The organism is Luteibacter sp. 3190 (assembly GCF_031456385.1).
GTDB lineage: Bacteria > Pseudomonadota > Gammaproteobacteria > Xanthomonadales > Rhodanobacteraceae > Luteibacter.
Map to the genome: position 1 here is coordinate 615556 of NZ_JAVDUO010000003.1, position 21295 is coordinate 636850.

The window sequence follows — 21295 nt, forward strand, 5'->3', positions numbered from 1 at the left end:
TGTCAGGGTTTATGGTCACGCCCAAGGTAGTCCTCGCTCTGCATTTCGATCAGTCGCGATTCCGTGCGACCGAATTCGGCGCGCAGCTTCGCGCCATCGTACAGCTCGGTGATCGGCGCGGCGGCGGAGAGGATCAGCTTGACGTGACGGTCGTAGAACTCGTCGACCATGAGGACGAAGCGCTTGGCTTCGTTCTCCGTGTAGATGGTGAACTGCGGGACGTTGGAGACGATGACGGCGGGGTAGCCCTTCGCCAGTTCGATGTAGTCGGCGACGGCGCGCGGCCCCTCGCACAGGGCGCTGAAATCGAACCAGAGGATGCCCTCGGCGCGTTTGCGCACGGCGATGTCGCGACCGTTCACCGCGATCGACCCGCCGTCCGTCACGTCGCCCTGCGCCTGGCCGGCGAAGATCTTCGCCAGCGAACGTTCGGCCTCCTGGCCGGGCGGGACGAGGAACACGGACGCCTGGCTCAGCGCGCGCAGGCGCCAGTCGCGGGGCGAGACCATCTCGTGCACCACGCAATGCCGCTCGATCGCCGCGATGGCGGGAAGGAAACGGGCGCGTTGCAGGCCGTCCTTGTAGAGGCCCTTCGGCGGGGTGTTCGACGTGGTGACGAGGGTCACGCCGCGGGCGAACAGGCCGTCGAGCAGGCCCGCGAGGATCATCGCGTCGCCGATGTCCGACACCAGGAACTCGTCGAGGCACAGCACGCGGTGCTTCGCCGCGAGGCGCGCGGCGACCTCGTCCAGCGGGTTCTGCCGCTCGCCGAGCTCGCGCAGCGTGGCGTGCACTTCCAGCATGAAGCGGTGGAAGTGCCGGCGCAGGGCGAGACCGGGCGCGAGGCTGGACACGAAGAGGTCCATCAGGAAGGTCTTGCCGCGTCCGACGCTGCCCCAGAGGTAGAGTCCCGGCACGGGCTGCCGCGGCTCGTTGCCGAGCATGCTGCGCAGGCGCCCGAACAGGCCGCCGCCCGAGGTCTCGGGCGCGCAGAGCGCCGCGTGCAGGCGGTCGAACTCGGTGATCACGGGCAGCTGCGCCGGGTCGGACTCCCAGCGATGGCCCGCGATGCCGTCCCGGTAGCGTTCGCCGGGCGTCGATTCCGTGCAGTTCATGCCTGGCGCGGCTCCGGCGGCCAGTCCTTCACCGCGTGCTTGATGGCGCCACGCAGGTCCATCAGCCGACGGTGGAAGAAATGGCTGGTGTCGTCCATCTTCACGAGCTGCGGGCGCTGGTCCTCGGGAATGCTCTCGACCCAGTCGTACACCGCCTGGGGTTCCACGATCTCGTCGGCGTCGCCCATCACGACCAGCCAGGGTACGCGGGGCAGGTCGATGGGACCGAAATCCCAGCCGCGGCCCGCCGCCGGCGGGGCGATGCTGAGCAGCGCGCGGGCGTCCAGGCGAACGGCGTTGCGCAGCGTGACGTAGCTGCCGAACGAGAATCCGGCGAGCCAGAGGGCGGCGCCCGGCCGGGCCTTGCGGGCCCAGGCCACGACGGTGGCGAGATCCTCGCTTTCGCCATTGCCGTGGTCGAATTCGCCCTCGGAGCGGCCGACGCTGCGGAAATTGAACACGACGGTGTCCGCGCCGGACTCGCGCAGCGCGCGCTCGATCATCGTCACCACCTTGTTGTGCATGCTGCCGCCCTCGGTGGACAGCGGGTGGCAGATCACGGCCACCACGTCGCGGGACACGTCGGCTTCGGCCGGCTTCGCCTCGCATTCCAGCTTGCCTGCGGGACCCGCGAGCGCGAAGCTCAGGGTTTCGGCCGGGAAATGTTCCGGCGCACTCGGTAGAAGATCGCTCATGGCCGCCATGATAACCGCTGCCCGCCGTCCTCGCGGCCAGGCCACCCCGTGAACGTGCTGGCGCACGCCCTGCTGGCGGGCGACGACCCGGCCCTGCGGCTGGGCGGGGTCATGGGCGACTTCGTCCACGGCACCCCCGATCTCGCGCTGCCGGCGCGGGTTCGTGAGGGCATTTACCTGCACCGGGCGATCGACGTATTCACCGACAGTCATCCCGCGGTGCGCGCGGCCCGGGAGCGCATGCAGCCGCCCTTCCGCCGCTACGCGGGCATCCTGCTCGACGTGTGGTTCGATCACCTGCTCGCCGACGACTTCCCGTCGTGGAGCGACACGCCGCTCGACGTGTTCTCGAACGGCCTGCGCGCCGAGCTGCGCGCCGCGGAAGCCATGCTGCCGGATGGACTGAAGCGATTCCTCGCCTACATGGACATGCACGACCTGCCGGCAGGCTATGCGCGACTCGACCGGATCGAAGGCGCCTTCGCCGGCATCTCGCGACGGCTGTCGCGAGCGAACCCCGTGGCGGACGGTGTGCCCGTGCTGCTGGCGGACGCCGAAGCGTTGCGCGGGACGTTCGCCGAATTCTTTCCGGCGTTGCGCCGGTTCGCCGCCGGGTGGGCGGCGGAGCGCATCGCGCTTACTTCGCCTGATCGACCATCCACTTGACCGTGTTGCCGACCTGTTCGTCGGTCAGCGACGGGTTGCCGCCCTTGGCGGGCATGTGGTTGCCGTCGGGGCCGGTGTAGCCCTCGATCGCGTGCTTGGTGAGGGTGGCGAGGCCTTCGGCGATGCGGGCCGTCCAGGCGCCCTTGTCGCCCAGCTTCGGCGCGCCGGCGACGCCGGCGGTGTGGCAGCTGTGGCAGAGGTTGTCGTAGATCGTCTTGCCGTCGGTGCTGCCGCCGTAGGCGACCTGCGAGGCAGCAGCCTTGGCGGCGGCTTCCTGCGCGGCGAGCATGGCCGCGCGGCCGGTGTCGCCGGCATAGGCGGCGCCGACGGGGGCGATCCGGGCCTCGGTGCGCTTCGCGACCGCCGGATCCTGTTCCTTGGGGATGTTGCTGTAGATGGTATAGGCGATCACCATCAGGACGACGGCCAGGACGCTGAGGCCGGCGGTCAGCCACGAGAACTGACGCATGAAGTTCTGGTCGGACTTGCTCGGAGAACCGCTCACGCATTGACTCCACTGGATTGGGGTGTGCCGGCCCCCTCCCCGGGATCCGGCTGCCTTCCGGCCGCTTCGCGGCGTCGAACTTCCCGAGTATAGCGGAACCTCCGGACGATTCAGGAGTCCGTCACGGCCGGGGTCGGGATGCGCCGATACATGCCGTCAGTCATGCTGTACCCCTGTCAACCGGCATTGTTCAATGCCGTTCCCCTAAACCTATATTGGCGCCGTCGAATGTTCACCGGAACCGGGTATAACCCCGGGTGGTGCAAGGCGCCGCGGTCGGAACTGGTAACCCGTCCGGTTATTCATCTGGGAGTTTTACATGTCGCGTTTTTGGAAGATCGCGCTGGGCGTCATCGTGGTTCTGGTGATCGCCGGCATATTCGTCGTTCCCCGCCTGGGCAACCATGGCGACGCGAACGCGCAGGGAGGCAAGGCGAATGGCGACGGTCAGGGGGCCGACCAGCCGCCGGTGCCGGTCACGGTCGTTCCGGTCGTCGCTCAGGACGTCCCGGTGTACCTCACGGCGACCGGTACCGCCCAGGCGCGTAACTCGGTCGTGGTGCGTCCCCAGGTGGGCGGCCAGCTCATGAAGCTGAACTTCCAGGAAGGCCAGGAAGTGAAGGCGGGCGACGTCATCGCCGAGATCGATCCGCGCACCATCCAGTCCCAGTACGACCAGGCCCAGGCCAAGCTGCGCCAGGACCAGGCCCTCGCGGCCACCGCCAAGAACAACCTCGAGCGGTCGCAGAACCTCGTCAGCAAGGGCGGCCAGCAGTACGTCTCCAAGCAGGATCTGGACAACCTCAAGAACACGCTCGACCAGGCCAACGCCACGGTCGTCGCCGACCAGGCGTCGATCCGTGCCTCGCAGGTGCAGCTGGGCTTCACCAAGGTGGTCGCGCCGATCGACGGTCTCGCCGGCATCCGCGCCGTCGACGTGGGCAACATCGTGTCCACCACGGACTCGATCGTCACGCTGACCGAGGTCCACCCGATCTACGTCTCGTTCAACCTGCCCGAGAAGAACCTCGACCTCGTCCGCACGTCGATCCGCGAGGACGTCGGCACGCCGCTGACCGTCGACGCGCTGGACCGCATCGATTCGCACGTGGTATCGACGGGCAAGCTCGAGGTGATCGACAACACCATCGACACCACGACCGGCACGTTCCGCCTGCGCGCGATCTTCGACAACGCGAACACCGAGCTGTGGCCGGGTCAGTTCGTCAACGCCCGCCTGCAGGTGCGCACCGTCAAGGGCGGCCTCGTGGTGCCGGCGCAGGCGGTGCAGCGCGGGCCGGACGGCGATTACGTCTACCTCGTGCAGGGCGACAACACGGTCAAGATGACGCCGGTGGAAACCGCCAGCGAGGTGGGCGACAGCCACGTGATGATCGGCAAGGGCCTGAAGCTCGGCGAGAAGGTGGTCACGGAAGGCCAGTTCCGCCTGAAGCCGGGCTCGAAGGTGCAGCCGCTGGCGCCGGGCCAGGTGCCCGCCGCGCCGACGGCCGAAGAACTGCAGAAGGCCAAGAAGGGCCAGGGTCGCCAGGGCGGACGCCGGGGCTGACAGCGCGCGGCGTGCCCGGTGACGGGCGCGCCGCCCACGGACCGCGAGGTCCAGACACCAGGATCAGACTGTGGGTTTCTCGACACTCTTCATTCGCCGGCCGATCGCCACCTCGTTGTTGATGGTGGCGGTGCTCCTGCTCGGCATCCTCGGCTACCGGCAGCTGCCCGTCTCGGCATTGCCGGAGATCGACGCGCCGAGCCTGGTCGTCACCACGCAATACCCGGGCGCCAGCGCAAGCACGATGGCGGCGCTGATCACCACGCCGCTGGAGCGCAACTTCGGCCAGATCTCGGGCCTCGCCTCGATGAGCTCCGACTCGTCGGCGGGCCTGTCGACGATCATCCTGCAGTTCAACATGGACCGCGACATCGACATCGCGGCGCAGGACGTGCAGGCGGCGATCAACCAGGCGCGCGGCACGCTGCCAAACAACCTGCCGTACCCGCCGGTGTACAACCGCGTGAATCCGGCCGACGCGCCGATCATGACGCTGATGCTCACGTCGGACACCCGTTCGCTGCGTGACGTCAACAACTTCGCCGATTCGATCCTCTCGCAGAAGCTCTCGCAGGTGCAGGGCGTGGGCCTCGTGTCCATCGCCGGCAACGTGCGTCCCGCGGTGCGCATCCAGGTGAATCCGGCTCAGCTCGCGAACCTCGGCCTGACGATGGAGGACGTGCGCAGCGCGCTCACGCAGGCCAACGTGAACGCGCCGAAGGGCACGCTCAACGGCAAGACCCAGTCCTACAGCATCGGCACGAACGACCAGCTCGCCGACGCCGCCGAGTACAAGGGCACGATCATCAGCTACAAGAACGGCGCGCCCGTGCGCCTGTCCGACGTGGCGAACGTGATCGATGGCGTCGAGAACGACCAGCTCGCCGCGTGGGCGAAGGGCAAGCCCGCCGTGCTGCTCGACATCCGCCGACAGCCCGGCGCGAACATCGTGCAGACGGTGCAGCAGATCCGGCAGACGATCCCGGACCTGCAGAAGGTGCTGCCGGCCGACGTGAAGCTCGAGGTCTTCTCCGATCGCACGATCACGATCCGCGCGTCGGTCGAGGACGTCCAGTTCACGCTCATCCTGACGATCTGCCTCGTCGTCGCGGTGATCTTCGTCTTCCTGCGCCGCCTCTGGGCGACGGTGATCCCGTCCGTGGCGGTGCCGCTGTCGCTGATGGGTACCTTCGGCGTGATGGCCTTCGCGGGCATGTCGCTCGACAACCTCTCGCTGATGGCGCTGGCGGTCGCGACGGGTTTCGTCGTCGACGACGCGATCGTGATGATCGAGAACATCGTCCGCTACATCGAGCAGGGCCAGGACGCCAAGACGGCGGCCGAGGTCGGCGCGAAGGAGATCGGCTTCACGGTCCTGTCGCTGACCGTGTCGCTGATCGCCGTGTTCCTGCCGCTGCTGCTGATGCCCGGCGTCACCGGCCGTCTCTTCCACGAGTTCGCGTGGGTGCTGACGATCGCCGTGGCGATCTCGATGCTGGTCTCTCTGACGCTCACCCCGATGATGTGCGCGTACCTGCTGAAGGCCGATGAGCTCCCGGACGCCGAAGACGCCCACGAGCACGCCGCCGCGGCGGGCAAGCACACCACCTGGTCGCGCATCGTCGAGGGCTATGGCCGCAGCCTCGACTGGGTGCTCGACCATCGTCCGCTCACCATGATCGTCGCCGCGCTCACCGTCGCGCTGACCGTCGTGCTGTACATCGTGATCCCGAAGGGCCTGCTGCCCGAGCAGGACACGGGCCTCATCACCGCCGTCGTGCAGGCCGACCAGAACGTCGCGTTCCCGCAGATGGAGCTGCGCACGAAGGCCGTCGCCGATGCGCTCGCGAAGGATCCCGCCGTGTCCGGCGTGGCCGCGTTCATCGGTGCCGGTTCGGTGAACCCGACGCTCAACCAGGGCCAGATCTCGCTGGTGCTGAAGGAGCGTGGCGACCGCGACGGTCTCGACGACGTGCTGCCGCGACTGCAGAAGGCGGTGTCGGGCATCGCCGGCGTCGCGCTGTACCTGAAGCCGGTGCAGGACGTGACGCTCGACAGCCAGGTGTCCGCGACCGAGTACCAGTACTCGCTGTCCGACGTGAACTCGGCGGAGCTGGCCGGGTTCGCGCAGCAGATGACGACGGCGCTGCGCAAGCGTCCCGAACTCGCCGATGTGGACAGCAACCTCGCCGACAAGGGCAACGCGCTCAAGCTCACCATCGATCGCGACAGCGCGAGCCGTCTCGGCGTGCCCGTGCAGACGATCGACGACACCCTCTACGACGCCTACGGCCAGCGGCAGATCTCGACGATCTTCACGCAGCTCAACCAGTACCGCGTCGTGCTGGAGGTGTCGCCGGAATACCGCACCAGCACCGACCTGCTCAACAAGCTCACCGTGCGCGGCAATGGCAACGGCGCCCTGACCGGTTCGAACGCCACCAGCTTCGGCCAGCTCGCATCGAGCAACTCGGCGACGCCAGCGGGCATCGGCAACACCGGCAACGTCGGCTTCCAGGTGGGCGCGGGCGGCACGATCCCGCTCGCGGCGCTCGCCAGCGCGGAAGTCACGAGCGCGCCGCTGGTCGTCAGCCATCTGCAGCAGCTGCCCGCGGTCACCATCTCGTTCAACCTGGCGCCGGGGTACTCGCTCTCGTCGGCGGTGGACGCCATCCACGACGTGGAGAAGGAACTCGCCTTCCCGCCGCAGGTGCGCGGCCAGTTCATCGGCAAGGCGGCGGAGTTCTCGTCGTCGGTCGGCGACGAGGTGCTCCTGCTGCTCGCGTCCATCATCGTGATCTACATCGTGCTGGGCGTGCTCTACGAGAGCTACATCCACCCGCTGACGATCATCTCCACGCTGCCGCCCGCCGGCGTCGGTGCGCTGCTGGCCCTGCTGATGTGCGGCATGAGCCTGTCGGTGGACGGCATCGTCGGCATCGTGCTGCTGATCGGCATCGTGAAGAAGAACGCGATCATGATGATCGACTTCGCCATCGAGGCGAAGCGCACGGGCCTCAACGCGACCGACGCGATCCGCCGCGCCTGCCTGCTGCGCTTCCGCCCGATCATGATGACGACGGCGGCCGCGTTGCTCGGCGCGCTGCCGCTGGCGCTGGGCAACGGCATCGGTTCCGAGCTGCGCAAACCGCTGGGTGTCTCGATCGTCGGCGGCCTGCTGCTCTCCCAGCTGGTCACCCTCTACACCACGCCGGTGATCTATCTCTACATGGAACGGTTCTCCGACTGGCTGGCCGAGCGCAAGCGACGACGCGCGCTGGCCCACGGCGGCGAACCCCACGTCGCGAGCTGATGGGTCCCCGCCGCACAACCGCATCTCCACCCTCATTCGCCGGGCGGCCCACCGCCCGGCGAAACCTTTTTCCGGCTGGCGCGTTAGGGATGGGATGCCCGCGCGCCGCCGCGCTCACCTAAGTCCCCGCATTCGATGAATATCTCCGGTCCGTTCATCCGCCGCCCCATCGGTACGTCGCTGCTGGCGATCGGCATTTTCGTGATCGGCATCATCTGCTACTCGCTGCTCGGCGTGGCCGCGCTGCCGAACATCCAGTTCCCGGCGATCTTCGTGCAGGCCCAGCAGTCGGGCGCGGACGCCAGCACGATGGCCTCCACGGTCGCCGCGCCGCTGGAGCGCCACCTGGGCCAGGTGCCCGGTGTCGAGTCGATGCGTTCGAACAGCTCGGAGGGCAGCACGTTCGTGCTGCTGTTCTTCCAGAATGGCGTGAACATCGACGCCACGGCGCGCGACGTGCAGTCGGCGATCAACGCCGCGCAGCCCGACCTGCCGAGCGGCCTGCTCAGCGCGCCCTCGTACACGAAAGCCAACCCGAACGACGACCCGATCATCGTGCTGGCCCTCACGTCGGACTCGGTGGCGCCCACCACCCTCTACAACATCGCGGATTCGATCCTCGCGCAGCGGCTGCGTCAGCAGGAAGGCATCTCCACCGTGGAGATCGCCGGCAGCGCCACGCCGGCGATCCGCGTCGACGTGAACCTCCGCGCCCTCAATTCGATGGGCCTGTCGCCGGACCAGCTGCGCAACGCGCTGACGGCCGCCAACGTGACCTCGCCGCAGGGCTTCCTCACCGACGGCCAGACGACGATGGCCGTCACCGCCACCGACTCGCTGCACAAGGCGTCCGAGTTCGCGGATCTCATCATCGGCGTGAAGGACGGCGTGCCCATTCGCCTCTCCGACATCGCCAAGGTGTACGACGGTCAGCAGGACGCCTACCAGGCGGCCTGGTTCAACGGCCGGCCCGGCATCCTGATGTACGTCTACAAGAAGGCCGACGCGAACGTCATCGAGACGGTCGACCGGGTCAAGACGCTCATGCCCGTGATGCAGACCTGGCTGCCCGCCGGCGTGCAGCTGCATTCGTTTTTCGACGGCACGCCCACCATCCGCGCCTCGCTGCACGAGGTGCAGGCCACGCTCCTGATCAGCCTCGCCATGGTGATCATGACGATGGCGCTGTTCCTGCGCCGTCTGGCGCCGACGTTGATCGCGGGTCTCGCGGTGCCGATGTCGCTCGCCGGCGCGTTCATGGTGATGTACGCGTTCGGGTACACGCTGAACAACCTCACGCTGCTCGCGCTGGTCATCGCCATCGGCTTCGTCGTCGACGACGCGATCGTGGTGATCGAGAACGTGATCCGGCACATGGACGAGGGTATTCCCCGCTTCGAGGCCGCGCTCCTGGGCGCGCGGGAGATCGGCTTCACCATCGTCTCGATCACCGGCTCGCTGATCGCCGTGTTCGTGCCGCTGCTGCTGGCGCCGGGCATCATCGGCATGTTCTTCAAGGAATTCACGGTGACGCTGGTCGCGGCCATCGTCGTGTCGGCACTCGTGTCGCTCACGCTGACGCCGTCGCTCTGCGCGCACTTCCTCACCGCGCACAAGGACGACAAGCCCGAGTCGCGCCTCGGTCGCGCGCTGGAGCGCGGTCACGAGCGCCTGCTCGGCCTGTACCGCGTCGCGCTCGACTGGACCCTGCGGCACGCGTTGCTCATGGCGCTCACGCCGCTGGTGCTCGTCGCGATCACGTTCGTGCTGTTCGGCATGGTCAAGGGCGGCTTCTTCCCGCCGCAGGACACCGGCCTGATCGGCGCGCGCGCGACGTCCAGCTCCACGGTGTCGTTCGGGGAGATGAAGACGCGCCAGGCGCGCCTCACCGAGATGCTGCTGGCCGATCCCGCGGTGGAAGCCGTCGGCTCGCGCCTCGGCACCAGCCGCACCGGCTCCAGCGGTTTCTTCAACATCGAACTGAAGACGCGCGCCGAGGGACGCAAGGAAACGACGTTCGAAGTGCTGGACCGGCTGTCGGCCAAAGCCAACAAGTATCCCGACCTCAACCTCCGCCTGCGTCCGATCCAGGATCTTCCCACCGGCGGTGGCGGCGGCAACACGCAGGGCGGACAGTACTCGGTGTCGCTCAAGGGCGACGACCTCGCCGAGCTGCAGGCGTGGGTACCGAAGCTGGTCGACGCGCTGAAGAAGAACCCCATGCTGCGCGACGTCGGCAGCGACATCGACGCGCAGGGCCTGCGCCAGAACATCGTCATCGATCGCGATACCGCGGCCCGTCTCGGCGTCGCCGTCGGCGACATCGACGGCGCGCTCTACAACGCCTTCGGTCAGCGCGCCGTGTCCACGATCTACTCGGACATCAATCAGTACCGGGTGATCGTCAACGCGCTGCCGCAGATGGCGGCGACGCCCGAATCGCTCAACCAGCTCTACATCCGTTCGCGCTCCGGCGCGATGGTGCCGATGACTGCGGTGACGCGTCAGGTGCCCGGGCTGGCGCCGAGCCAGATCGTGCACGAGGACCAGTACACGAGCATGGGCATCAGCTTCAACCTCGCCCCGAACGTCAGCATGGGCGAGGCGATGGAGATCATCCAGAAGACGATCAGCGGCATGCGCCTGCCGGGCGACATCCGCCTGGATGCGGGCAGCGACTTCGGACGCTTCCAACAATCGCAGAGCGACATGCCCCTGCTGATCCTCGCCGCGATCGTCACGGTCTACCTCCTGATGGGCATGCTCTACGAGAGCCTGATCCATCCGGTGACGATCCTCTCGACGCTGCCGGCCGCCGGCGTGGGTGCCCTCGCGGCGCTGGTGATCACGAACACGGAGCTTTCCGTCATCGCGATGATCGCGCTGGTGCTGCTGATCGGCATCGTGAAGAAGAACGCCATCATGATGATCGACTTCGCCCTCGTGGCGCAGCGCGAGCATGGCCTCGATTACCGCGGGGCCATCCGCGAGGCGTGCCTCGTCCGCTTCCGGCCGATCATGATGACCACCATGGTGGCCATCCTCGCCGCCGCCCCGCTGGCCATCGGCCTGGGCGAGGGCTCGGAACTGCGCCGTCCGCTGGGTATCGCCATGATCGGCGGCCTGGTGATCTCGCAGAGCCTGACGCTGCTCTCCACGCCGGCCCTGTACGTGATCTTTGCCTGCCTCTCCGAGCGCTGGAAGGCCCGCAAGGCGCGCCGCAAGGAGCGCCGCGCGCTGCGCGCTTCGCGTGCCTGAATCGCCGATACGATCGGCTCCCACCCTCCGGTAGCAGGCGCTGGCCTCACCTTCGCTACCAAAGGGCGGGAGCCGATCGCATCGGCGAAAGGCCGTGCGCCGGTCCCGGTTCGTGCCGGACCGGAAAAAGGTCTGTGCCGGCTGCTCGCTTCCCCCTTCGCCGCGTTCCGCGCCACAATGGGCGGGTTTCCGCTCGCCGGTGCGCCCCACGAGGCCTGCGCCGGCCGGCTCCATGACCTGGCCCACTCAAGCATAAGGCTCGATCGATCATGTCCAGCTCCCCCAAGATCATCTACACGCTCACCGACGAAGCGCCGTTCCTCGCGACCGCCTCCTTCCTGCCGATCGTCGAAGCGTTCGCGGGTACCGCGGGCGTGGCCGTGGAGACGCGCGACATCTCGCTCGCCGGCCGCATCCTCGCGCAGTTCCCCGATCGCCTGACCGACGCCCAGAAGATCGGCGACCACCTGGCGGAACTCGGCGAACTCGCCACCACGCCGGAAGCCAACATCATCAAGCTGCCGAACATCAGCGCCTCCGTGCCGCAGATGAAGGCCGCGATCGCCGAACTGCAGTCGCAGGGCTACGATCTTCCGGATTACGTCGACGCCCCGGCGACCGACGCCGAGAAGGAAACCAACGCCCGCTACGGCAAGGCGATGGGCAGCGCCGTGAACCCGGTGCTGCGCGAAGGCAACTCCGACCGCCGCGCTCCGCTCTCGGTGAAGAACTACGCCCGCAAGCATCCGCACCGCATGGGCAAATGGTCGTCCGATTCCAAGTCGCACGTCGCGCACATGGACGGCGGCGATTTCTACGGTAGCGAGAAGTCCGCCACGATCGAGAAGGCCGGCAGCCTGCGCATCGAGTTCACCGGCAAGGACGGCGCCACGAAGGTGCTCAAGGAAAAGGTCGCCGTGAAGGCGGGCGAGATCGTCGACGCGGCGGTGATGAGCCGCAAGGCACTGGCGACGTTCATCGATGCGCAGATCGCCGACGCGAAGGCGAAGGGCGTGCTGTTCTCGCTGCACCTGAAGGCCACGATGATGAAGGTCTCCGACCCCATCATGTTCGGCATCGTGGTGCGCGAGTTCTACAAGGACGTGCTCGCGAAGCACGCCGATGCGCTCGCGAAGGTCGGTTTCGACGCCAACAACGGCATCGGCGATCTGTACGCGCGCCTGGGCAAGCTTGACGCGGACACGCGTGCCGCCATCGAAGCCGACCTCACCGCGGAATACGCGCAGCGCCCGGCGCTGGCGATGGTCAATTCGGACAAGGGCATCACGAACCTGCACGTGCCGAGCGACGTCATCGTCGACGCCTCGATGCCGGCGATGATCCGCGACTCGGGCGGCATGTGGAACGCCGAAGGCAAGCTGCAGGATGCCAAGGCCGTGATTCCGGATCGCTCGTACGCCGGCGTGTACCAGGCCGTGATCGAGGACTGCATCGCGCACGGCGCTTTCGATCCCGCGACGATGGGCAGCGTGCCGAACGTCGGCCTGATGGCGCAGAAGGCCGAGGAATACGGCTCGCACGACAAGACCTTCCAGATCCCGGCCGACGGCACCGTGCGCGTGCTCGCCGACGACGGTTCCGTGGTGTTCGAGCACGCGGTGGAGCAGGGCGACATCTGGCGCATGTGCCAGACCAAGGACGCGCCGATCCAGGACTGGGTGAAGCTCGCGGTGCAGCGTGCGCGCCTGTCGTCCACGCCGGCCGTGTTCTGGCTCGACGCGAAGCGCGCGCACGACGCGCAGGTGATCGCGAAGGTCGAGCGCTACCTGAAGGACCACGACACCAGCGGCCTCGACATCCGCGTGCTGGCGCCGGTCGATGCGACGAAGTTCTCCCTCGATCGCATCCGCAAGGGTGAGGACACGATCTCGGTCACCGGCAACGTGCTGCGCGACTACCTCACCGACCTGTTCCCGATCATGGAACTCGGCACCTCGGCGAAGATGCTTTCCATCGTGCCGCTGATGGCCGGTGGCGGTCTGTTCGAAACCGGTGCCGGCGGTTCCGCGCCGAAGCACGTGCAGCAGTTCGTGGAAGAGGGTTACCTGCGCTGGGATTCGCTGGGCGAGTTCCTCGCGCTCGCCGCGTCGCTTGAGCACCTCGCCGAGCGCTACGACAACGCCCACGCACGCGTGCTCGCGAAGACGCTCGACCAGGCGAACGGCCGCTTCCTCGACAGCAACAAGTCGCCCGCGCGCAAGGTCGGCGAGATCGACAACCGCGGCAGCCACTACTACCTGGCGCTGTACTGGGCCGAAGCGCTCGCCGCGCAGGACGACGACGCCGAGCTGAAGGCGAAGTTCGCGGGCGTGGCCACGGCGCTCGCGGAGAACGAAGCGACGATCAACGCGGAACTCATCGCCGCGCAGGGCAAGCCGGTCGAGATCAAGGGCTATTACCACCCGGACATGGCGCTGGTCAGCGCGGCCATGCGTCCGAGCCCGACGCTCAACGCAGCGCTCGATACCCTGAACGCCGCTCGCTAAGGCCTGATCTGTGGGAAGCGCGCTCGCGCGCGAAGGGTGCTCGCCGCGAGCGCCCGGTCGTGCACCGGCGCGCTTCCCACGAACCGGCGGGGATCACTCGTCCCCGGCCGCCTTCAGCTTCGCCAGCTCCGCCTCGCCGAGCGACAGCGATGCCGCCTTCGCCAGTTCGTCCAGCTGCGCCACCGTCGTCGCGCTCGCGATGGCCGCCGCGATCGCCGGCTGCGCCATCACCCAGGCGAGGGCGACCTGGGCAGGCGTGGCGCCGTGGGCTTCGGATACCTCGTCGAGGGCCCGCAGCACGCGATAGCCGCGCTCGTTGAGATACGCCTTCACCTTCGCCGCGCGCGCGGAGCTCTTTTCAAGATCGGCCTCACCGCGGTATTTGCCGCTCAAGAAGCCGCTGGCGAGCGAGTAGTAGCTGATCACGCCGACGTCCTCGTCGACGCAGAGCTTCTGCAGGCCGTCCTCGAAGCCCTTGCGGTCCATGAGGTTGTATTCGGGCTGGTTGGTCTCGTAACGCGCGAGGTCCTTCTCACGACTCGTCTTCAGCGCATCGCTCAGGCGTTCCGCCGAATAGTTGGACGAGCCGACCACGCGCACCTTACCCGCCTTCACCAGATCGTCGAACGCGCGGAGCGTTTCTTCGAGCGGTACCTTCGGGTCGTCCTCGTGCGACTGGTAGAGATCGATGTAGTCGGTCTTCAGGCGACGCAGCGAATCGTCCACGGCCTCGTGGATGTTCACCGGCGACAGACCGGGATACCTGGCCCACTTGCCCACCTTGGTCGCGATCACGACCTTGTCGCGCTTGCCGCTGCGCGCCAGCCAGTTGCCGATGATGGTTTCCGATTCACCGCCTTCGTTGCCGGGCACCCAGGCTTCGTAGACGTCGGCGGTGTCGATGAGGTTGAACCCGTGGTCGACGAACGCGTCGAGCAGATCGAACGAACGGGCCTCGTCGACGCTCCAGCCGAACACGTTGCCGCCGAACGCGAGGGGAGCCACCTTCAGCGGCGAACGGCCAAGTGGTCGAAGGGTCATGCGTCATCTCCGATGGGGTGGAAAACATCCATCATGACGCAAACGAAGTTCAGGCCGCGTGTCCGTCAGCAGGTGGCGCAGGCCGTTCGCGAAGGCACCACGGCTGCCGGTTCCTGGACGGGGCGGGGCGCAGCCTGCGGCGATCGTTCGCGCGGGCGCGCCGCCTCGTCGCGGCCAAGGCGGAGAACCAGTTCATGATCGACAATGTGGCCGTGCATGAACGCAAGACCGGTGAAAATCGATGCCATGGCAACCTCCCTCGGGTGACGTGTCGCAAGGGCCTGCGATTCAACGTGGGCTAAAGGGTGCACTTTCCGCGGGGGCGCAGAAAGCGATATGTTTGCAACCCGGCCTTGAGGATTATTCACATGTCCCGCCTGCCACTCGGTCTGCTTCAGGGGTTCGTCCTGGTCGCCCGCACGGGGAAGCTGTCGCGCGCGGCGGAGCAGCTCAACCTCACCGTCAGCGCGCTCAGCCACCAGATCCGCAACCTGGAGGAGCGACTTGGCCGCACGCTCTTCGATCGCGGGCCGCGCGGGGTCACGCTGACCGCGGACGGCGCGCATCTGCTGGAAGCCATCGGGCATCACTTCGAAGGCATCGAGCACGCGCTGGGGCGTTTCGAAGGACGGCACCACGACGCGGTCACGCTGAGCGTGCTCCCTTCCGTCGCATCGAGCTGGCTGGTCCCTCGCCTGCCGCGCCTGGTCGGCAAGCATCCTGAAATCGAACTCAGCCTGCATTCGTCGGTATCGGTGGTCGATTTCGACCGCGAGCCGAATGTCGACGTGGCGTTCCGTTACGGCCTCGGCTCGTGGCCGCGCACGAAGGCCGAGCGTCTGTTCGACGAATACATCGTCCCGATCGCGAGCCCGTCGCTTGTTCGTCGCATGGGCGGCCTGCCCACGACGTCGCTCGACGGGTGGCCGTTGCTCGGCGATCCCTCCGGCCGCTGGAACGACTGGGCCGAAGCGTTCGGCATGCCGTTGCCGTCGCGCTATGTCGCGCGCTTCGACAACACGGAACATCTGCAACGCGCGGTGCTCGAAGGCCTCGGTGTCGCCCTCGGCCGACTGGTCATGGCGCGCTCGCTGATCGAATGCGGCGCGTTGACCGTGTTGTGCAAGGAGCGCCTCCGCGTCGCGGAAGCGTATTACCTCGTCTACCCGAAACGCTCCGAGGCGCACGCCGGCGTGACACGGGTGCGCGACTGGCTGCTGGAGGAAGCGCGCGAGTACGAAGCCGGGCTGGTGGACACCGTGCCGGTACCCGTCGAGGTCGACTGACGCGCAGCCCAAAGTCGCCACCGCTGTCACGGCGTAGTTTGCTGAACGCTGGAAAATGCAAGGGCGATCATTCTCATACGCGCCTCGCGGCGCTCGTGTAGTCTCCGCATCCATGCCGGTGTGGGGAGCACACGGGCACGCGTAGCGAGGCCCGCCGGGCGCGCGACGCCGGTGATTCATGGAAGGGCGCGGGATCGCGCCCAGGCAAGGAGATCGCATGAGCTTCATTCCCATGCCGCGACGCGCGTACGACCCGGCGCGCGACATCCTCGTCCACCGCGGGAGGATCGTGCCCGCCACGAGAGACAGCGCGTCGACCCGCATCGAAGTCCGCGTCACCCGGCGCGCATGCCCCCTCGCCGCGTGGGTCTTCGCGTGCGACGTGTCGGAGACGAGGGGTTCCATCCGACGCCACGTCCATCGCCTCGACCGCGAAAGCCTGCACGCGAACCTGCTGACGCGAGACAACGTCGCGCCCGACCTCGATGCACCGGCGTTCCTGCGCTACCTCGCCACCGGCACCGCCGCCGCATATCGCACGCCCGGCCTCGACCGCGACGCGACCGAGTGCGTCGTCATCGCCACCCGCGACGCTCTCGACCATTGCGGCCTTTCCATGCCGCACGACGACGAATCGAACGGCGGCTACGTGCTGGCACGTGCGGCGAATCCCGGTACGTGGTGGGACTGACGGGGCTGGTCGCTGGATCGATTCATCGGAAGAAGCAAGGAAATACAGATGGGTTTCGTTCTGAAGGGCGGACTGGCACACGATCCGCAACGCAACATCGAGTTCTCCCGCGGACGCATCGAGCCCATGGGCAACGATCGGACGTCGGTGGAGTTTCAGGTCAACGTGTGGCGCGGGGAGGCATTCGTGACGATGCTTGTCCTCGACGGATCGATTACCTTCGAGGAGCCATTCGGCTATCGCCACAAGGCCATCGTGAATCCGGTTGAGCTGGAGTTCCTGATGGACATCAAGAAAGAGATGGCGCCCGACCTGACGCCCTTTGCATACCTGACGTACATCTGCGAAGGGGTGGCGATCACTCTCGGAAACCGTGGCGGAGGAAGGGCCGGAAGCGAATGCACGGTGGCGGTGCGAAAGGATGCGTTCGTAGCGGTTGGTATGGAAGAGCCGACCGGCGCACCAGTATTGGATGACAGCTACGCGTTGGCGGCATTCGTGGACGAGGCCGGGCGTGCGCAGGATGGCTAGTCGGTATTCGGACGCGTTCCGCACGACGTTCCGCTCGGACCCGCCTCCAGTGTCCTCATCGACACTCTCTCTGGATTCGATCGGATTCGACGCTCTTGGCGAACGTGAGGAAAGGGGGTGGCGGGCACGATCCTGCACTCCGCAAGCGGCATCCATCGCAATAGGTCGCTGTGGAGAGCAGGTCGCAGCATTGGAGACCGTTGCAGGTCATTCATCGGATGAAGTGAGGAAGTACAGATGGGTTTCGTTTTGAAGGGCGGATTGGCACACGATCCGCAACGCAACATCGAGTTCTCCCCCGGACGCATCGAGCCCATGGGCAATGATCGGACGTCGGTGGAGCTTCAGGTCAACGTGTGGCGCGGGGAGGCATTCGTGAGGATGCTCATCCTCGACGGATCGATAACCTTCGAGCAGCCATTCGGCTATCGCTACAAGGTCATCGTGACTCCGGTTGAGCTGGAGTACGTGATGGACATCAAGAAAGAGATGGCTCCCGACCTGACACCGTTTGAGTACCTGACGTACATCTGCGAGGGAGTGGCTATCGTTTTCGGAAACCGTGGCGGAGAAAGGACTCGGTTCGAATGTACCGTGGCGGTGCGAAAGGATGCATTCTTAGCGGTCGGTATGGCCGAGCCGACTGCCGCGCCAGTATTGGATGACAGCTACGTGTTGGCGGCATTCATGGACGAGGCCGGGGGTGCGCAAGGTGACTAAGCGGTATTCGGACGCGATCCGCACCACATTTAGCGCGGCGACCGATGTGAACACCGGTGCGGTGCTCGATGAGAACCGCTTCGATGAGCTACTCAGGTATGCACACAGCGATGGGTCGGGCGTCAGGGCTGGCGAGAGCCTCGCGTATTGGGCGCACGAGAAGCTGAAGGCGCATCCCCCGCTCCTGCCATCGGGCACCAGATATGTCGCTTACTCGGGTTTCGATAGGTCGGGGGCATCGAACGGTCGTGTTGCAAGACTTCATGTTGAGAGCTCTGGCGGTCGTGCAGGGTTGATAGGCGATACGCCATGGGGGGAGTTTCTAAACAACGTTGACCGCGACCCCGAGGTATCCACTGCTGTCGATAAACTCAGGCGGTTCCTTGACCATGCGGGTATAAGACCTGCCCACGGGAAGGCCTTGCGGGCCCTCGAAGACACCCTCTGGAACTACGGCAGCGCACCCTTCATGGAGAACGCCATCCGTAGCGGGTTGCCCATCATCGGTTTCGTCGATGGCGCGGATCCGGGGCGGGGGTACGCGCGGCACGAGTTGCCGACGCTGCTGCGGAGTCCGTCGACGGTGTTCAACGGTTACGCGGTGCGGGACATCGTCGGCGATCCGAGTCGGTTCACGGCGGATGCGGCGGCGCAGTTCAAGGCGATGGAGTGGGCCGCGATCCAGGCGGTGACGCTGTACAGCGGCCGGCCGATCCCGGCGGCGGAGTTCCGTCGCATGGTGGACCTCGGGTATGGCTACGACGCCGCGGCGAACACGCTGTTCGGGCGCCCCGTGGACGACGTGATCCGGCGTCCGCTCGACGAGGTGGCGGAGCTCGGGCATCGGTGGTCGCAGTGGCATGCATCGCGTCAGGGACATGGGCATTACCGGTCGCCGCTGGAGGCCTGGCGGCGGATGACTCGCGATGGCGTGTTCGCGGACGACGTGCGCTTCTATCCCCTGGCGACGACGAATGCGCCGACCCAGGGCGATGCCGTGTTCTCGCACGCCGCGGGTCGCGCTCCCATGTCCGGCGGACGGGTGCTGGGCGCGCTAGGGCAATGGGGGCTCGCGCTGGACACGGTCGCGACGGCGCGAGAGGTCGAGGCGCTGGATGCGGGCGCCAATGCCATGGGTGCGGACTCGGCGTTGCTGCACTTTGGCGGCCGTCACCTCGGTGCGTGGGGCGGCGCGGTGCTTGGCGCGAAGACGGCGGCGACGCTCGGCGCGGGTACCGGCCCGGGCGCGTGGGTGGCCGGAGCGGCGGGCGCGGTCGTCGGGGCGGCGTCGGGCGAGGCGGTGGCGCGTGCCATCGACGACGCACGCGCGTTCCATCAGATGGATCGCGAAGGCCACCACTGGCGGATGGATGCGGCGCATCCGGAGCGCGGGTGGACGCGCAGCGTCTCGCGCGTCGATCCCGACGCGCCGCGCCTTGCCGGTGTCGGGCACGGCGCGCCGGCCTACCGCACCGAGACGTTCCGGGCCACGCCGGATCTCGCGAACGAACTCGACTACCGCGCCGCGGGCGTGCAGGTGCAGCTCGCCCTCGCACATCCGGAGCCACCGCGCGATCCGCACACGTTGCCGGCGGACGCCCGCGACACGCCGAGCCTGCGTGAGGCGCCATGGCAACGCAACGCCGTCACGGGCGCGTGGTCACGCGACGTGACCGTGGGATACCTCGAGCACGGGCTGCCACGCATGCACCGCGAAGTGGCGTCGCCGGAACGCGCCGCGTCGCTCGACGCGGCGGCGCAGGCGATCGTGGCGGCGAACGCGTCGCGCACGCCCGAGGCGATCGCCTCGCAGTACATGGCGATGTGGCGGGAGCGGGGGTGGGACCGGTTCGGGCCGCCGGAAGCCGCGGCGATCGACGCCGACCGCGCACCCGTCACCGCGCGCGACTCCATGCGCGACGCGCCGGCGCAGATGGAACCCGCCCGCCCGGTCAGCCCCTTCGAGGCACGGCTGGACCGCATGCTGGATGCGGCGGCACGCGGGGACTGGAGTGCGTTCGGCGACGACGTGCGCGCCATGGCCTCGTCGCCCGTCGCGGAGGCATTCCGCGAGCGCGCGGTGATGCAGGTGGACCACCAGGAACAGCTCGCGGCGCAGGAACGGCAGCTCGCCGAACAGCAGCAGTGGATCGAGGTGATGAGCCAGCAGCAGACCCAGCAGATGTCGCGCGGACGTTCGCGCTGATCACGACAGGAGAGACACCATGGAAGAGCAACGGATGAATGCGCTGGCCGACAAGACGGCCGCGTTGATGGAGCAGTTCCGGCGGCAGGCCGCCGAGACGCAGCAGCGGTTCGAGGCCACGCAGCGCGTGCTGGATGACCTCGCCGGCACGGTGCCCGGCGTGGTGCGGCGCTCGGCGGACGACGTGCTGAGGACGGTGCCCGGTCGCGTCGTCGAGCAGCTCTCGGCGACGGTCGGCGACCTCGCCTCGGGGTACGAGATGCGCCTCGCCGAAGCGTCCTCGGCGGCCGCCGCCGCCGCGAACGGCGTGGCGACGCAGCTGGCCCGGCTCGAGCGCCTGCATCGGCACCTCGTGTGGAAGGTCGTGGGCGTCGCCGGCGCGAGCCTCGTCACGCTCGGCGTGGCGACCTGGATGCTGGGTGCGCACTACGTCGACGAGATCCGCCAGAACCGTGTGCAGGCCGACCTGATGCGGGTGATCAATACCGCCGATGTCATGCTCTGCGAGGGTCGTCTCTGCGCGAACGTCGAGGCCAGGGGCCCGAAGTTCGGCGAGCGTGGCGAGTATCGCCCGGTGCGGCCGCGCTGACCATCCGCGGGCCTTGACCGGCCCGCGTTGCGGCGCGACAATTCCGCGGCTACCCGGCGGCATTTCGCCCGGTGGCACCCTCCTTACCTTATTCAGGCATATGGACGTCTACCCTAGTCGACGCGCCGGCTCCCGCACGCATCGGGTCCCGGCGCTGGCAAAACTCATCGCCCGCGGCGACCGCACCCGGTCGGCCGGCGCTTTCCTCCGCTAGGGAAAGTCCGGCTCTCCTCGTCGGAAGCTGCGAGCTTCCGTTATCCGAGGATCGAGCCATGAATCTCCAGATCGAAAAGACCGGGCCGCGCATGTTCGGCCGCCGTCTCGCCTTCGCACTCGCCCGTCGCCGCGCCACGGCCGCCGTGCCAGCCAAGCGCACGATCACCGTGCCGCGTTCGCTCGAAGGTGCCGAAAGCCCGGCGAAACCGGTCGATGGCAAACTCCAGCAGCCATGAACTGCGACATAGACAGTACGGCGCGGCCCGAGCCGTCCGCCGTCCCTTTGCATAGCGATACCGAACGTCGGCTTCCCGCCGGCGCGCCCGCCTTCGGCAGCTAGCCGCGGGGCGCTCGCGCCTGTCCGGACCGCCGTCCGGAAAGGCAGCGAG

The 21295-nt window shown here is 67.5% G+C and carries 17 protein-coding genes; 12 read left to right on the forward strand and 5 right to left on the reverse strand.

Features of this window, described 5'->3' with window-relative positions:
- Positions 1-2: 2 nt before the first annotated feature.
- Together zapE and J2X58_RS15570 are read right to left on the reverse strand one after the other, a co-directional pair.
- On the reverse strand, positions 3-1115 hold the full coding sequence (gene zapE, locus J2X58_RS15565; RefSeq protein ID WP_310049191.1) for a cell division protein ZapE: 1113 nt from the start codon (positions 1113-1115) through the stop codon (positions 3-5).
- A complete protein-coding gene (locus tag J2X58_RS15570) occupies positions 1112-1810 on the reverse strand; it encodes an alpha/beta hydrolase (RefSeq protein ID WP_310049192.1) in 699 nt (232 codons plus the stop codon). Before J2X58_RS15570 ends, zapE begins: the two co-directional genes overlap by 4 nt.
- Before the next feature lie 48 nt (positions 1811-1858).
- On the opposite strand from J2X58_RS15570, the gene J2X58_RS15575 reads away from it, so the two are divergent.
- Complete coding sequence (locus tag J2X58_RS15575; protein ID WP_310049193.1) at positions 1859-2476, forward strand: ACP phosphodiesterase; 618 nt, start codon at positions 1859-1861, stop codon at positions 2474-2476.
- Here the strand turns inward: J2X58_RS15575 and J2X58_RS15580 are convergent.
- The gene (locus J2X58_RS15580) at positions 2448-2945 is read right to left on the reverse strand and encodes a c-type cytochrome (RefSeq protein WP_310049228.1); all 498 of its coding nucleotides are present in this window, start codon (positions 2943-2945) and stop codon (positions 2448-2450) included. The genes J2X58_RS15575 and J2X58_RS15580 overlap by 29 nt on opposite strands.
- A 355-nt stretch (positions 2946-3300) precedes the next feature.
- Here J2X58_RS15580 and J2X58_RS15585 point away from each other — a divergent pair, with 355 nt between their 5' ends.
- From J2X58_RS15585 to J2X58_RS15600, 4 genes are all read left to right on the forward strand, one after another.
- Positions 3301-4548, forward strand: a complete 1248-nt coding sequence (locus J2X58_RS15585) for an efflux RND transporter periplasmic adaptor subunit (RefSeq protein WP_090058536.1) — start codon at positions 3301-3303, stop codon at positions 4546-4548.
- 70 nt (positions 4549-4618) lie between these two features.
- On the forward strand, positions 4619-7861 hold the full coding sequence (locus J2X58_RS15590) for an efflux RND transporter permease subunit (protein WP_310049195.1): 3243 nt from the start codon (positions 4619-4621) through the stop codon (positions 7859-7861).
- A 135-nt stretch (positions 7862-7996) separates the two neighbouring features.
- Complete coding sequence (locus tag J2X58_RS15595) at positions 7997-11119, forward strand: efflux RND transporter permease subunit (RefSeq protein WP_310049196.1); 3123 nt, start codon at positions 7997-7999, stop codon at positions 11117-11119.
- 269 nt (positions 11120-11388) lie between these two features.
- On the forward strand, positions 11389-13626 hold the full coding sequence (locus tag J2X58_RS15600; protein ID WP_310049197.1) for an NADP-dependent isocitrate dehydrogenase: 2238 nt from the start codon (positions 11389-11391) through the stop codon (positions 13624-13626).
- A gap of 93 nt (positions 13627-13719) precedes the next feature.
- On the opposite strand, the gene J2X58_RS15605 is transcribed toward J2X58_RS15600, so the two are convergent.
- Both J2X58_RS15605 and J2X58_RS15610 read right to left on the reverse strand, forming a co-directional pair.
- Complete coding sequence (locus J2X58_RS15605) at positions 13720-14667, reverse strand: aldo/keto reductase (RefSeq protein WP_310049198.1); 948 nt, start codon at positions 14665-14667, stop codon at positions 13720-13722.
- 65 nt (positions 14668-14732) lie between these two features.
- Complete coding sequence (locus J2X58_RS15610; protein WP_310049199.1) at positions 14733-14915, reverse strand: hypothetical protein; 183 nt, start codon at positions 14913-14915, stop codon at positions 14733-14735.
- A 120-nt stretch (positions 14916-15035) separates the two neighbouring features.
- Here J2X58_RS15610 and J2X58_RS15615 point away from each other — a divergent pair, with 120 nt between their 5' ends.
- From J2X58_RS15615 to J2X58_RS15645, 7 genes are all read left to right on the forward strand, one after another.
- Positions 15036-15953, forward strand: a complete 918-nt coding sequence (locus J2X58_RS15615) for a LysR substrate-binding domain-containing protein (protein ID WP_090175246.1) — start codon at positions 15036-15038, stop codon at positions 15951-15953.
- A 217-nt stretch (positions 15954-16170) separates the two neighbouring features.
- Positions 16171-16644, forward strand: a complete 474-nt coding sequence (locus tag J2X58_RS15620; RefSeq protein WP_310049201.1) for a hypothetical protein — start codon at positions 16171-16173, stop codon at positions 16642-16644.
- A gap of 48 nt (positions 16645-16692) precedes the next feature.
- On the forward strand, positions 16693-17175 hold the full coding sequence (locus J2X58_RS15625) for a hypothetical protein (RefSeq protein ID WP_310049202.1): 483 nt from the start codon (positions 16693-16695) through the stop codon (positions 17173-17175).
- Between the two features lie 237 nt (positions 17176-17412).
- On the forward strand, positions 17413-17895 hold the full coding sequence (locus J2X58_RS15630; RefSeq protein ID WP_310049203.1) for a hypothetical protein: 483 nt from the start codon (positions 17413-17415) through the stop codon (positions 17893-17895).
- Between the two features lie 421 nt (positions 17896-18316).
- Positions 18317-20101 (forward strand): hypothetical protein, encoded by a 1785-nt coding sequence (locus tag J2X58_RS15635; protein ID WP_310049205.1) that lies wholly within the window; start codon positions 18317-18319, stop codon positions 20099-20101.
- 19 nt (positions 20102-20120) lie between these two features.
- Positions 20121-20690 (forward strand): relaxation protein, encoded by a 570-nt coding sequence (locus J2X58_RS15640; RefSeq protein WP_139206093.1) that lies wholly within the window; start codon positions 20121-20123, stop codon positions 20688-20690.
- 272 nt (positions 20691-20962) lie between these two features.
- Positions 20963-21142: a hypothetical protein gene (locus J2X58_RS15645; protein ID WP_090055963.1), complete on the forward strand. Its 180-nt coding sequence runs from the start codon at positions 20963-20965 to the stop codon at positions 21140-21142.
- The last annotated feature ends 153 nt before the right edge of the window (positions 21143-21295 follow it).

Excerpts from the sequence above, each read along its gene's own strand:
- J2X58_RS15595 (WP_310049196.1), top strand. The coding sequence starts at position 7,997 with ATGAATATCTCCGGTCCGTTCATCCGCCGCCCCATCGGTACGTCGCTG.
- J2X58_RS15625 (WP_310049202.1), top strand. The coding sequence starts at position 16,693 with ATGGGTTTCGTTCTGAAGGGCGGACTGGCACACGATCCGCAACGCAAC.
- J2X58_RS15620 (WP_310049201.1), top strand. The coding sequence starts at position 16,171 with ATGAGCTTCATTCCCATGCCGCGACGCGCGTACGACCCGGCGCGCGAC.
- J2X58_RS15605 (WP_310049198.1), bottom strand. The coding sequence starts at position 14,667 with ATGACCCTTCGACCACTTGGCCGTTCGCCGCTGAAGGTGGCTCCCCTC.
- J2X58_RS15600 (WP_310049197.1), top strand. The coding sequence starts at position 11,389 with ATGTCCAGCTCCCCCAAGATCATCTACACGCTCACCGACGAAGCGCCG.
- J2X58_RS15630 (WP_310049203.1), top strand. The coding sequence starts at position 17,413 with ATGGGTTTCGTTTTGAAGGGCGGATTGGCACACGATCCGCAACGCAAC.
- J2X58_RS15580 (WP_310049228.1), bottom strand. The coding sequence starts at position 2,945 with ATGCGTCAGTTCTCGTGGCTGACCGCCGGCCTCAGCGTCCTGGCCGTC.
- J2X58_RS15570 (WP_310049192.1), bottom strand. The coding sequence starts at position 1,810 with ATGAGCGATCTTCTACCGAGTGCGCCGGAACATTTCCCGGCCGAAACC.
- J2X58_RS15585 (WP_090058536.1), top strand. The coding sequence starts at position 3,301 with ATGTCGCGTTTTTGGAAGATCGCGCTGGGCGTCATCGTGGTTCTGGTG.
- J2X58_RS15615 (WP_090175246.1), top strand. The coding sequence starts at position 15,036 with ATGTCCCGCCTGCCACTCGGTCTGCTTCAGGGGTTCGTCCTGGTCGCC.
- zapE (WP_310049191.1), bottom strand. The coding sequence starts at position 1,115 with ATGAACTGCACGGAATCGACGCCCGGCGAACGCTACCGGGACGGCATC.
- J2X58_RS15610 (WP_310049199.1), bottom strand. The coding sequence starts at position 14,915 with ATGGCATCGATTTTCACCGGTCTTGCGTTCATGCACGGCCACATTGTC.
- J2X58_RS15645 (WP_090055963.1), top strand. The coding sequence starts at position 20,963 with ATGAATCTCCAGATCGAAAAGACCGGGCCGCGCATGTTCGGCCGCCGT.
- J2X58_RS15640 (WP_139206093.1), top strand. The coding sequence starts at position 20,121 with ATGGAAGAGCAACGGATGAATGCGCTGGCCGACAAGACGGCCGCGTTG.